The organism is Acidovorax sp. GW821-FHT10A04 (assembly GCF_059415825.1).
Window position 1 is genome coordinate 109,486 of the sequence record NZ_JBWKNZ010000017.1, and the last position, 12,085, is coordinate 121,570.

A 12,085-nucleotide genomic window follows, 5' to 3' on the forward strand; every position below is an offset into this window, starting at 1 on the left:
ATCACCCTGCCCCCAACAGGCAGCGGCGGTACCCCAACGCCCGTGACCCTGGTGATCGGCGGCCAGACCTTCAGCATCCAGCCGCAGCCCAACACCTCCACGGTACTCAGCGTGGTCACCTTGACGGGGGCCAACGGGCAGCCGCAAGTGGCCCTGGTGCTCAACCCATCGACCTCGGGCGACTCGCAGGTGACGCTCAGCGGCACGGTGAGCCAGGGCACGGTGGTGGCCCTGCTGTCCACCAGCACGGGCAACCTGCCGCTGACGGCGCAGGGCGATGGCGTGGTGTCGGTCACGCTCATCACCACCCCGCGCGCTGCCGCAGGCACGCCGCAATCGTGGAGCGTGTTCGTGCGCACGGGCCGGGTGGCACTGCCACCAGCCGCCAATGGGGCCGCCGCCGTGACGGTGTACAGCGGTGAAGTGGCGCGCCTCGACGGCACTGGCAAGGTGCAGAGCGTGCGCCTGGGCACCGTGGCCGGCAACGGCCTGGGCGACCCGGTGCAGCGTGCGGACCTGCCGGCCGGCATCAACACCAGCGTGGGCTTCGTGCGACTGGCAGGCGTGCCGACGCGCACTGGCGGCAGCACGCCGCTGGAAACCCTGGTCAACGCGGGCCTGCGCACCGTCGGCATCACCAGCGGCGCACAGGCTGCGGACGGCAGCGTCACCTGGACCCTGGGCGGCACAAGCTTCCCCGTGGTGGCGCTGGAAGTGCGCGTGGTGCCCACCCGCGCCGATGGCGTGACCGTGGCGGACGATGGCAGCATCGAGGTGGCCACGGCAGGCCTGGTGACCCGCTTCGGCCCGGCACTGCAGTCCCTGCCCGCCATGGGCCAGGCCCTCACGGCCCTGGGCGCGACGACGGTGATGCAGCCCAATGGAGCCCTGCGCGTCTCTCTGGGCAGCACCGTCTTCCACCTGCGCGCGCAATGGCTGCCGATGGGCCGCACGGGCAATGCCCCGGGCTTCGTCTTCCACAGCACGACCGGCCTGGTCTTCACGGATGCGAATGGCGTGAGCCAGGCGCTGCAGGGCGACGTGGCCGACTACGAAGGCCTGACCAGCCTGCTGCAGTCGCTCCTGGGTGCCGGCACCGTCCTGCGCACCGGCCTGGACCTGCAGACCGAGCTGGCGCTTGGCAGCCAGCGCTTCCTGCTGGTTCCCGATCTGGCGCTGCTGCCTGCGGGCACCGGCCCCGCCAACAGCAACTGGTGGTTCGAGGGCGCCAAGCTCTTCGTGCGCTACCCCGGCGGGCTGGTGCAGGGATTTGCCGTGACGGCGCGCTGAGCACGCCGGCAAGAACCCGGTCCAGCCGCGCAAAGCGGGGGGCGCCCAAGGCGCCTCCCGCTTTTTTTTGGGATGGACGAAACACCGGCAGGTGGGCCGCCCGAGCCGATACGGGTGTGGTGAATGAACATGCGCCCGACAGGCGCGGCGCTCAGCGCGCCTTCATGCTGGACTGCATGGCGCGCACCGCTTCAGGCAGCGAATTCACATGCGGCAGGAAGTGGTCGATGGCGAACCCCAGGGCCACAGCACACACCACGGCACCGAGCATGGGCTTCCAGGTCAGGCGCACCGCAGCGCTGAGCCAGCCCTCGCGCTCCACGCCCATGGCGGCGCGCGCCGTCACCACCGAGAAGGCCAGCTCCACCGCCACGGTGAGCAGCACATCCCAACCGAAGAACAGCATGGCCAGCGCACCCGCGCCGAAGACGATGGCCGAGCCGATGAGGAAGATGGCCACGATGGGAATGACCACCACCGCACCCTCGTCGGCGCCCGACACCGCGTCGGCCGCGCCGCTGGCCAGGTCGCCCAGGCCGGAGCCGGCGTCCGACAGGCCGGTGCCGAAGTCGCCGGAGCCGCCCGAACGCGGCATGGGCATGCCTTGCCCACTGCCGCCACGCCAGGAGACGGCATCGAGCGCGATGTCCGCCACATCCCCGGCGGCCTCGACCGCGTCCCCGGCACCGCCGTCGGAACCGTCGTCCTCCCGCTGCACCAGGCGCGCCGCCCACATGCGCAGCACCAGCAGGTAGCCGATGTAGCCCACCGACAGGGTGATGAAGTAGCGCAGCGCCAGGGTCTCCATGCCCAGCAGCATCTGCACATGCGAGGTGCACCACATGATGAGCAGCGTGAAGCCGCCGATCAGGAAACCATGCAGGCGCAGGCTGTAGCGCTGTTGCAGGCTGTCCGCCAGGTGGTGCCGGGGCTGCATGCGCACGGAGCGCCAGTTCGACGCCTTCTTCTTGCGGGACGGGTTGCTGCTGCTGCTACTACTGCTGCTGCGCTTGTCGGCCATGGCGTGGCTCCTGTCGGCTGGATGGAGAGGGGAATCCGCCGCGCAGCGTACCCTATCTGCACCGGTTCATCCCCCGGTCCGCAGGCCCGACCGTGAACAGATGCTCAATTGGTGTGAACAGCCCTAATCGACACTGACCGGTACGCGCTGGGCCAGCGCGCACATCAGCTCCCAGGACACGGTCCCCGCCGGCTGGGCCACTTCATCAATGGTCAGCACGGCGCCGTTGCTGGCGCGGCCCCAGAGCGTGACCTCGCTGCCAAAACCCGCCTCCATGCCCGACTGCAGCAACGGCGTCAGGTCCACGGTGACCATGTCCATGCTCACCCGGCCCACAATGCGCGTGCGCACGCCATTGACCAGCACCGGCGTGCCAGTGGGGCAGTGGCGTGGGTAGCCATCGCCATAGCCGCAGGCGGCCACGCCGATGGTCAGCGGCCCCTCGGCGGTGAAACTGGAGCCGTAGCCCACGGTGTCGCCCGCCTGCAGCTGCTGCACGGCCAGCAGTTTCGTGGACAAGGTCATGGTGGGCGCCAGCCCCCAGTGCCCGGCCGTATTTTCCGGGTGATCGGGCGCATTGCCGTACAGCACGATGCCCGCGCGCACCCAGTCGGCGCGCACCCCCGCGTCGCTGCTGTGGCGCAGCGTGGCGGCGCTGTTGGAGAGTGTGCGCTCACCCGGCAGGTCTGCGGTGGCCGTATTGAACGCGGCCATCTGGTGGGCGATGCCGCGCGGGCCGTCTGCGTCGCTGAAGTGGGTCATGAACGAGATCTCGTCCACCTGGGGCAGCGCGTTGAGCCGTGCCCAGGCAGCGCGGTAGCGCTGTGGCGTGAAGCCCAGGCGGTTCATGCCCGAGTTCATCTTCAGGAACACGCGGTGCGGTACCTGGGTCTTGTGGGTGGCGAGCATGTCGATCTGCTCGTCGCAATGCACGGCATGCCAGAGCCCCAGGCGCGAGCACAGCTCCAGGTCGCGCAGCTCGAACACGCCTTCAAGCAGCAGGATGGGCCCCCGCCAGCCCAGCTGGCGCACGCGCTCGGCCTCGGCCAGGTCCAGCAGGGCAAAGCCATCGGCCCCGCGCAAGCCCTCGTACGCCCGCTCGATGCCATGGCCATAGGCATTGGACTTGACCACGGCCCAGACCTTGGCGTCGGGCACGCTCTTGCGCACGCGCTCCAGGTTGTGGTGCAGGGCGGCTGTGTGGATGGTGGCTTGTATCGGGCGGGGCATGGGGTTTGACCGGGTGGGATGTCCTGGATTCTGGCACCGGGGCCGTTTACCCACGTGATATAACCATCTGTCGGCCAACAGGCTCCCCATATTTAACAGGGCATCAGTCCAACTGATGCAGCACCAGCCATTCGATGAAGCGCGGTTTCTACACCATCATGTCGGCGCAGTTTTTCAGCTCGCTGGCCGACAATGCGCTGTTCGTGGCCGCTGTCGAACTCCTCCGTTCGGAAGGTGCTCCCGAGTGGCAGCGCGCCGCATTGGTGCCCATGTTCGCACTGTTCTACGTGGTACTGGCGCCCTTCGTGGGCGCTTTTGCCGACGCCCTGCCCAAGGGCAAGGTGATGTTCGTGAGCAATGCCATCAAGGTCGTGGGCTGCCTGATGATGCTGTTCGGCTCGCACCCGCTGATCGCCTACGCGGTGGTCGGGCTCGGCGCTGCAGCCTACTCCCCGGCCAAGTACGGCATCCTGACCGAACTGCTGCCCGCCTCCCAGCTGGTCAAGGCCAACGGCTGGATCGAGGGGCTCACCATCGCCTCGATCATCCTCGGGGTGCTGCTGGGCGGCCAGCTCGTGGGGCAGAACCTCTCGGGCATGATGCTCAACATCGACATCCCGATGATCGACACGGGCGTGGACACGCCCGCCGAATCGGCCATCGCCGGGCTGATCCTGATCTATGCGCTGGCGGCCTGGTTCAACACCCGCATCCCGCACACCGGCGTCGAAATGCGCCCCATGCGCGCCGACCCTTCGCGCAGCATCCTGGCCAACACCATGGCACTGCTGCCCGACTTCTGGGCCTGCAACAACCGCCTGTGGCGCGACAAGCTGGGCCAGATCTCGCTGGCCACCACCACCCTGTTCTGGGGCGCGGGCGGCAACCTCAAGTTCATCGTGCTGGCCTGGGCCGGTGTGGCACTGGGCTACAACACCACGCAGGCCTCGGCCCTCACGGGCGTGGTCGCCATCGGCACGGCCGTGGGCGCCGTGGTGGCCTCCATGCGCATGCGGCTCGATATGGCCACCCGCGTCATCCCGCTGGGCATCGCCATGGGCCTGTTGCTGATACTGATGGTCTTCATCAAGAACATCTGGCTGGCCATTCCCTTCCTGATCCTGCTGGGCGGCCTGGGCGGCTACCTGGTCGTGCCCATGAATGCGCTGCTGCAGCACCGCGGCCACAACCTGATGGGCGCCGGCCGCTCCATCGCCGTGCAGAACTTCAACGAGCAGGCCTGCATCCTGGCGCTGGGCGCCTTCTACAGCCTGTCGCTCAAGTTCGGCCTGTCGGTGTTCGGCGCGATCACCATCTTCGGCCTGGTGGTCGCGGGCATCATGTGGATCATCCGCCGCTGGCACCAGCGCAACTGCGTGAACCACCGCGAAGAGGTCGAGCACCTGCTGCACATCGCCCGCCAGGACGCGCACCACTAGGCTCCCCCTGAGGCGCTGCGCGCCACGGTGCGTCCGCCAGAGGCGGCCGCTCTTCGCTACCGTCCAAGCCTGCGCAGGCAGGCTTGGAGCCGCGGCACTCAGCCCCCTCTCCCGTATCGCTGCGCGGGAGGGGACGCCACCCGTGCGGCGGGGCGGCCCTTGCACGGTGGTACTGGCTTGGGCTGCGCATCTGCATAGATTGCGCCCTCAGTGATGCCGCGTGAGAGCGATGCAGACAGGCGAACAAGCCGCGCAGCGGCTACCATGGACTTCTTAAGTCACCAAGGAGCCCTGCATGCCCGACAGCATCTACGATTTCGAAGCCCAGCAGATGAATGGCCAGAGCGTGCCGCTCGCGCAGTACCAGGGCAAGGTGATGCTCATCGTCAACACGGCCAGTGCCTGCGGGTTCACGCCGCAGTTCGGCGGGCTCGAAGAGCTGCACAAGGCGTATGGCGACAAGGGGCTGGTGGTGCTGGGCTTTCCCTGCAACCAGTTCGGCAGCCAGGACCCGGGCAGCAACGACGAGATCGCCAGCTTCTGCCAGCTCAACTACGGCGTGAGCTTTCCGATGATGGCCAAGATCGACGTCAACGGGGCCAATGCATCGCCCCTGTACAAATGGCTCAGTGCAGAGGCCCCGGGCCTTCTGGGCAGCAAGGCCATCAAGTGGAATTTCACCAAGTTCCTGGTGGGCAAGGATGGCAAGGTCATCCGCCGCTATGCCCCGCAGGACGCGCCCAAGAAGCTGGCGGGCGACATCGAGGCGGCGCTGGCCTGACAACAGGTTCTAAGGTTCAGCCCTGGGCTGCCAGCGGCAGAGCACGCGTTCACGGCCCGTGGTCGGGTGGCGGTCGTGCCCGTGCTCCTGCAAGCCGCAGCGCGTGTAGAAGCGGCGCGCCCGCAGGTTGCTGCTGGCCACATGCAGCGACCAGCCCTGCGGGCAGAGCGTACACACCCGGGCCACCAGGGCAGCGCCGATGCCACCCCCTTGCACGCCGGGGTCGACGAACAGCTGGTGCAGGTGCGACGCCTGCATCTCCAGCACCAGGAAGGCCACGGTGGTTCCGCCCTGCTCCCCCACCAGCGTGAGGCACGGCGGACCGAACTCGGCCTGCACCCGCGTGAGCCAATGCGCCAGGGGCGCGACCCCGGCCACGGACGGATTGGCCGAAGCCCAGGCCCGCCGCCACAGGGCGGCCAGCGCCGGGGCGTCCGCCGCGGTGGCAGGGCGCACCCGTGACAGCGCGGCAAGATCGGGTGGGATGGGGGAATCCATGCCACCAGTATCGCGCCATCCCTGCATCCATCGCCTCACGGCATCTGCGGCAACCCCTGGGAGGGCCCCTCCGCCGGCGTGCGGGCACCCGCCCCTTTCTTCGGCAGCCCGAACAGTGGCCGCAACCATCCCACACGCTGCACCACGGCGGTGACGGCCCAGCACGCCAGCGCCGTGCCGGCCAGCAGGACCAGCGGCTCCAGCACCGGGCCGAGCTGCCACCGCGCCAGGGCCACCACCATCACGATGATCGCGGTCTGGTGCAGAACATACCAGGGGTAGATCGCCTCCTGGGCCCAGCGCAGCCAGGGCCAGGGCCGGTTGAGCCGCTGGTTGGCCCAGCCCAGGATGGCCAGCAGCATGCTCCACAGGTACAGGTCGGCCAGCACGCGCACGGCGGTGCGCGCCAGCCAGCCGCCCTGCTGCACGGCCACGCCGCGCAGCGCGGTGAACAGCACCAGCACAAGCAGCGCCCCGGCCAGGGTGCGCCAGCGCAGGCGCACCAGCTCGGCCCACAGGCCGGCATCGAGCCCGATCCAGTAGCCGTACAGGAACAGCGTGAAGTACACAGCATGCAGCCAGGCATCGTGGATGAGGTCGTGCGTGGGCGGGAAATGCCGCCACAGCAGCACCGAGTACAACGCCAGCGGCAGCACGGGCACGGCCCACAGCGCCGAGCCCCGCAGGCCCGTGAAGGCCCGGCGCAACCGCTGGCCCGCAGCCGACTCCAGCCAGGGCAGCAACAGGGCCAGCACCAGGGTGTACGCCCACAGGTAGGCCAGGTACCACAGGTGGTTCCAGGTGACCCCGGCCTCCCAGCCATCGAAAGCCCCGGCCGGCCAGGTGCTGCCGCCGTAGTAGCGCAGCAGGAAGGCACCGAAGCCCGGGGCGATGAGCCCGTTGGCCACGCCCTGTGCATAGGGCTGGTAGGGAACCACCACGGCCATGCCGAACGCCAGCGGCAGCAGCAGGCGCCAGCTGCGCACCCGGACGATCCCGGCAACGGTCTGGCCTCGGCGCACCAGGCCGAACGCCAGGCCCGAGACCAGGAACACCAGGTCCATGCGCCACAGGTTCAGCGCCCGCATGGGCGCCTGCAGCCATTCGGCCGCGTGCGGGCTCTTGAGGTGCCAGTGCCAGTCGGCCACGTAGTACATGGCAACGTGGTAGACGATGACCAGGGCAAAGGCCAGGGCGCGCAGGGCATCGATGTCGTGGCGCCGGGAGGTGGGGTGGGATGGAGCAGTCATGGGCCCATGCTCGGCCGCCTCGGGGCCACGGTGCGCCGCCGCGGGACCGGAACCACCCCTTTTGGGACGAGCGGTGGCCGGCAGGGATGGGCCCGGGCACCGGCTTTGCGCGTCCTGCCTACACTTGCGCCATGTCCCCGCCCACCCTGCCCTGGCCCGAACGCTACCGCCCCCTGCGCCGCAGCGCCGAGGTGGCGTTCTGGACGGTCCTGCTGCTGGTGCAGGCGGCGTTCAACAGCGTGGTGACGCTGATCGACCTGCGTTCGGCCGGGCGGCCGGTTGCCGCCTGGGAGCCAGCGCTGTGGGAGCTGTCGAGCGTGCTGGTGGTGGGGCTGCTGATCCCCGCCATCGTGGCCTTCGAGCGGCGCTTTCCACTGCACTGGGACACGCTGCGCCGCCACCTGCCCTGGCACCTGGTGGGCAGCGTGGCCTACTGCAGCATCCACCTGGCCGGAATGATGGCCCTGCGGCACCTGGCCTATGCCAGCATGGGCGCAGAATACCGGCTGAGTGGCCCGTGGTGGGCACAGTGGGGCTACGAGTACCTCAAGGACGTGCGCACCTATGCGCTTATCGTCGGCAGCCTGGTGGGCTACCGCTTTCTGCTGCTGCGGCTGCAGGGCGAGGCGCGGGTGCTGGACCGGCCCGAAGAATCCCCTGCCACCCCGGTGGGGCCGCCGTGCGCCACCGGACCGGCGGCGCACGAACCGCCACCGCCCCTGCCGACCTCACGCCCGGAACGCTTCCTGGTGCGCAAGCTGCGCCGCGAATTCCTGATCGCCGCCAGCGACATCGCCTGGCTGCAGGCCGAGGCCAACTATGTAGGCCTGCACGTCAACGGGCACGACTACCTGGTGCGTTCCACCCTGGCGGACTTCCTCACGCAACTGGACCCGGCGCGCTTCGTGCGCGTGCACCGCAGCTATGCCGTCAACCTGGACGCAGTGGCCGAGATCGAGCCACTGGACAGCGGCGACGCCCGCCTGCGCATGAAAGATGGCAGCACCGTGCCGTGCAGCCGGCGCTACCGCAGTGCGCTGGCCAAGCCAGGCGCAGCAGGCTGATCAGCCGGACGCAGCAGCGCTGCGCACCCGTTTGAAGTGCTGGGTCAGAACGCCGTTCGGATAGGCCTGGTGCGCCCGCAGCGCCCAATGCTGTTGCGCCATCGCCTGCGGCGCACCCCACAGCGGCAGGCCCGCCCCCAGCGTCACGGGAATGGTGGCCAGCATCAGGTGGTCCACCAACCCTGCACGCAGGAACTGCCCCGCCAGTTGGCCGCCGCCCACCAGCCAGACCTGCTGCAATCCTTGTTCCGCCCACTGCGCCACCAGCTGCTGCGGCTGCGCAGCACCCCAGCGCGCGCTGGGCGGCAGCGTCCCCTCCGAAGGCGCTTGCTGGTGGCTGAGCACCCAGGCCGGCCGATCGCCATAGGGCCAGTCGCCGAAAGAGCGGGCCACGGCATAGGTGCTGCGCCCCATGGCGAGGCCATCCACCCCGGCCATGAACTCCGCCAGGCCGTAGTCGGTGCCAGCCTGTTCGAAGGGATGCAGCCAGTCGAGCTCGCCGCCCGGACCGGCAATGAAGCCGTCCAGCGTTGCGGCCACGTAGTAGCTGACTTCGGTCATGCGCAGGGTGCCTCATCGTTCAAGGAAGGGGGGCGGGAGGCCATCTCCGCCTCCACCTGGCGCAGCATGTCGGCCAGGGTCTTGCCAGGCTCCTGGCGGAAGCGCTCGGGCAGCACGGTGAGCTCGGCAATGCGGTCGATGCGGAAACCCCGGAAGTCTTCGCGCAATTCGCACCAGGCCGACAGCGTCCAGACCTTGCCCCAGTAGAAGCAGCCCAGGGGCCGCAGGCGGCGCACGCTGGGTCGCCCCTGCACGTCGGCATAGTCGATCTGCACCACATGGCAGCTGTGCACCGCCTCGCGCAGCGTCTGCAGGGTGGCCTGGGCCCGCGGCCCTAGGCCCACCGAAGGCGCATAGAGCGCCTGCGACTCCGCGGCCACCCGCGCCTCGGGTGGCAGCACCGAGAGGATCTTGCCCAAAGCCCCCTCCACCTCGCGCGCCAGCCCGGCATCGAGCCAGGCCTGGGCCAGCCGCGCGGCGGCCACCAGGGCGTTCGCCTCGCCCTGGCTGAACATCAGCGGCGGCAGGTCGAAACCCGCCCCCAGGCGGTAACCCACGCCCGCCTCGCCCTGGATGGGCACGCCCTGGTGCTGCAGGTCGGCCACGTCGCGGTAGATGGTGCGCTGCGACACCTCCAGCCGCTCGGCCAGAAAGGCCGCAGTGGACAGGCGCCGACCGCGGATGAGCTGGACGATCTGGAACAGGCGGTCGGCACGGCGCATGAAAAAGGTCCGGAATAAAAGACGCAAAAGGAATGAAGACGGACAGGCCCTTAGCCTGCAGACGCGCCACGGCGGCGTGGGCGCGGGACGGGGGCTGGGACCGCCGGGTCCTGCACGCGCAGCAAGCGGCCCTGCTGCTCGATCACATGGCCTTCGGCCTCGAGCCGCTGCATCTGGCGCTCCACGCCGCCCGGGTACTTGGGGTTCAGGCTGCCGTCGGCCTTGAGCGTGCGCCAATACGGCGTGCCGTCCGGCTGCTCGGCGCCAGCGCCCTGGGCCTCTGCCAGTTGCTCGGCCTCGTCGGCAGCGCGCGCCACCAGCGTGGCGAAGATGCCGGTGGTGACCACGCAGCCCACGTCGGCGCCCTGTGCCTGGGCCATGTCCGCCGCCAGGGCCCGCACCGTGGTCCAGCGCCCTGCGGGAACACGGCGCATGGCGGCATCCACGTCGAGCGGCGAAGGCACCAGCATGCGCCCCTCGCCCAGGCGTGCGCGCAGGGGCTCGGGGATGGGCTTGACCTGCGGCAGGTGCCGATAGCCGGCAAGCTTCTCGCGCCAGGAGGTGGTGGCCATGGCAGCAGCGGTGCAGCGGCCTAGACGCCGATGTGGATGGCCACGCGGTCGGGGCCGGCGTAGGCCTCGAAGTCGGTGGTGAAGCGGCGCCGGATCTGCGGGTTCTCGCCGAAGTAGCGCCAGACCTCGCCCCAGGCATCGATCACCATCTGCGGCATGGTGCCCTGGCCGTGGAACACCAGGTAGTCGCCCGCCTCGATCTCCACCGTCGTGGCCCCGCCCGCGATGTCCGCGCCCTCGGGGGCATCCACGCCCGCCGTGACGTCGAAGGCGCCATGCTCGTTGGATTCGTAGGCGCTGTAGACGCCGAAGATGCGGCCGTCCGCCCCGGGGCGCGGCAGCTTGTGCTCCCAGCTCTCGCTGAAGAAGCGGTCCCACAGGCCTCCGATGCGGGAGGTCTCGGGGTTCATCTCGTCGCTGTTGCGGGTGCGCACGGCAATGCCGGCAACGCGGAAGGCACGAATCTTTTCAGAAACGGGTGGCATGCGGATTTCTCTCTCTCATTGGTTGTAGTGAGCCCCGATGGTGCCGGCCTGCTGCTGACAACCTGGTGTCAGCAGGATGGCGCCACCGGGGACAAATTGCAACCAAGTGGGAGAGGAAAGAGTGCCGTTCGAGGCACTGCAATGGCTGCTGCCACTGCAGTGTCAGCAGCAGCCCCCAGGGAAGCCGCAGGCGCCTTCGCGGCGCCCCGGCTCAATCGGCCGCGGGGGCGGGGGCAGCACCCGCTGCGGCGACCACCACGGCGCGGTAGCGGCGGGCGCGCTCCAGCGTCTGGCCCACGGCCCGGGCCGCCATGCCGTACATGTCGGCAAAGGCTTCCAGGGTCTGGCCGCTGGCCTCGAAGGCGCGCAGCAGGGCTTCGTCGCGGGCATTGCGTGCCGACCACTCGGCAAAGGCCTCTTCGAGCAGGGCATTGGCCTCGTCGTCGCGGCCGGACACCAGCTCGGTATAGGCCTCGCGCGTCAGGCCCGAGGCTTCGAAGGCCTGGACCATGCGGTTGCGCAGCTTGGGCAACAGGTCTTCGGTGGCGCGGGCCTTGTTGTTCTTTCGGCGGCGGTAGACCTCCAGCAGCGCGTGGTGCACGTGCTCCGGGGCCATGGCCTCCACCGGCTGGCCCGCCAGGTCATGGCGCTTGTCGCCTGCGGCCACGCTCTGCAGGTAGCGGGTGGAACGGGTGTGGATGCCCAGTGCCACCTTGAGCGCTTCGCGCTCGAACAGCGCGGGGTGGGCCGCTTGCAGGTCCTGGAAGATGCCGCGCTTGAGCGGGCGAAACACCGCGCCAAAGAGCTGCGGGTACAGGCCGGCCAGCTGCTCCAGCACCGGGTGGGTGCGCGGCGGCGTGCGCTGGCCCGACGGCCCTGCCGGTGCGCCTTCTGCGGCCTGGGCAGCCGCCTCCGGGGCACGCTGGCGTGCGCCGCGCTGGCCATTGCCGTTGTTGTTGCTGCTGCGACCACCCCGGCCGCCACGGTTGCGTCGGGCCTTGTCGGCAGGCGCAGTGGTGGCGCCCTCCCCGGCATCGGCCACGGCGGGCGCGGCCGATGCGGCCTGGTCTGCCGTGGGGGCAGCGGCGGCGGGCGCGGCGATCTTCTGTTCTTGTTCTGGCACGTTGTCGGTCATGGCGTAGCGGAAAAGGGAAGGGGGCAAGAAAACCCTC

At 69.5% G+C, this 12,085-nt stretch carries 12 protein-coding genes; 3 read left to right on the plus strand and 9 right to left on the minus strand.

Annotated elements, in window-relative coordinates:
• Nucleotides 1-1,441: 1,441 nt before the first annotated feature.
• Entirely contained in the window at nucleotides 1,442-2,311 is an 870-nt protein-coding gene (locus tag AC07PF_RS28025; protein WP_494614076.1) for a hypothetical protein, read from the minus strand.
• 123 nt (nucleotides 2,312-2,434) lie between these two features.
• Nucleotides 2,435-3,541: an alanine racemase gene (gene alr, locus AC07PF_RS28030; protein ID WP_494608957.1), complete on the minus strand. Its 1,107-nt coding sequence runs from the start codon at nucleotides 3,539-3,541 to the stop codon at nucleotides 2,435-2,437.
• Between the two features lie 134 nt (nucleotides 3,542-3,675).
• Here alr and lplT point away from each other — a divergent pair, with 134 nt between their 5' ends.
• Both lplT and AC07PF_RS28040 read left to right on the plus strand, forming a co-directional pair.
• Nucleotides 3,676-4,980 (plus strand): lysophospholipid transporter LplT, encoded by a 1,305-nt coding sequence (gene lplT, locus AC07PF_RS28035; RefSeq protein ID WP_007850546.1) that lies wholly within the window; start codon nucleotides 3,676-3,678, stop codon nucleotides 4,978-4,980.
• Between the two features lie 295 nt (nucleotides 4,981-5,275).
• A complete protein-coding gene (locus AC07PF_RS28040) occupies nucleotides 5,276-5,761 on the plus strand; it encodes a glutathione peroxidase (protein ID WP_007850549.1) in 486 nt (161 codons plus the stop codon).
• A 9-nt stretch (nucleotides 5,762-5,770) separates the two neighbouring features.
• Here the strand turns inward: AC07PF_RS28040 and AC07PF_RS28045 are convergent, their stop codons facing one another.
• Together AC07PF_RS28045 and AC07PF_RS28050 are read right to left on the minus strand one after the other, a co-directional pair.
• On the minus strand, nucleotides 5,771-6,259 hold the full coding sequence (locus AC07PF_RS28045) for a GNAT family N-acetyltransferase (protein ID WP_494614077.1): 489 nt from the start codon (nucleotides 6,257-6,259) through the stop codon (nucleotides 5,771-5,773).
• 35 nt (nucleotides 6,260-6,294) lie between these two features.
• Entirely contained in the window at nucleotides 6,295-7,509 is a 1,215-nt protein-coding gene (locus AC07PF_RS28050; protein WP_494614078.1) for an acyltransferase family protein, read from the minus strand.
• Nucleotides 7,510-7,640: 131 nt separating this feature from the next.
• Between AC07PF_RS28050 and AC07PF_RS28055 the strand changes: the two genes are divergently transcribed.
• Entirely contained in the window at nucleotides 7,641-8,573 is a 933-nt protein-coding gene (locus AC07PF_RS28055) for a LytTR family DNA-binding domain-containing protein (protein WP_494614079.1), read from the plus strand.
• Here AC07PF_RS28055 and AC07PF_RS28060 read toward each other — a convergent pair whose 3' ends face one another.
• From AC07PF_RS28060 to AC07PF_RS28080, 5 genes are all read right to left on the minus strand, one after another.
• Nucleotides 8,574-9,134, minus strand: a complete 561-nt coding sequence (locus AC07PF_RS28060) for a dihydrofolate reductase family protein (RefSeq protein ID WP_494614080.1) — start codon at nucleotides 9,132-9,134, stop codon at nucleotides 8,574-8,576.
• Nucleotides 9,131-9,856: a helix-turn-helix transcriptional regulator gene (locus AC07PF_RS28065; RefSeq protein WP_494614081.1), complete on the minus strand. Its 726-nt coding sequence runs from the start codon at nucleotides 9,854-9,856 to the stop codon at nucleotides 9,131-9,133. Before AC07PF_RS28065 ends, AC07PF_RS28060 begins: the two co-directional genes overlap by 4 nt.
• A 50-nt stretch (nucleotides 9,857-9,906) precedes the next feature.
• Nucleotides 9,907-10,428: an MGMT family protein gene (locus tag AC07PF_RS28070; RefSeq protein ID WP_494614082.1), complete on the minus strand. Its 522-nt coding sequence runs from the start codon at nucleotides 10,426-10,428 to the stop codon at nucleotides 9,907-9,909.
• A gap of 20 nt (nucleotides 10,429-10,448) precedes the next feature.
• On the minus strand, nucleotides 10,449-10,913 hold the full coding sequence (locus tag AC07PF_RS28075; protein ID WP_007850572.1) for a GyrI-like domain-containing protein: 465 nt from the start codon (nucleotides 10,911-10,913) through the stop codon (nucleotides 10,449-10,451).
• A 211-nt stretch (nucleotides 10,914-11,124) separates the two neighbouring features.
• The gene (locus tag AC07PF_RS28080; protein WP_494614105.1) at nucleotides 11,125-12,048 is read right to left on the minus strand and encodes a ProQ/FINO family protein; all 924 of its coding nucleotides are present in this window, start codon (nucleotides 12,046-12,048) and stop codon (nucleotides 11,125-11,127) included.
• Between the last annotated feature and the right edge of the window lie 37 nt (nucleotides 12,049-12,085).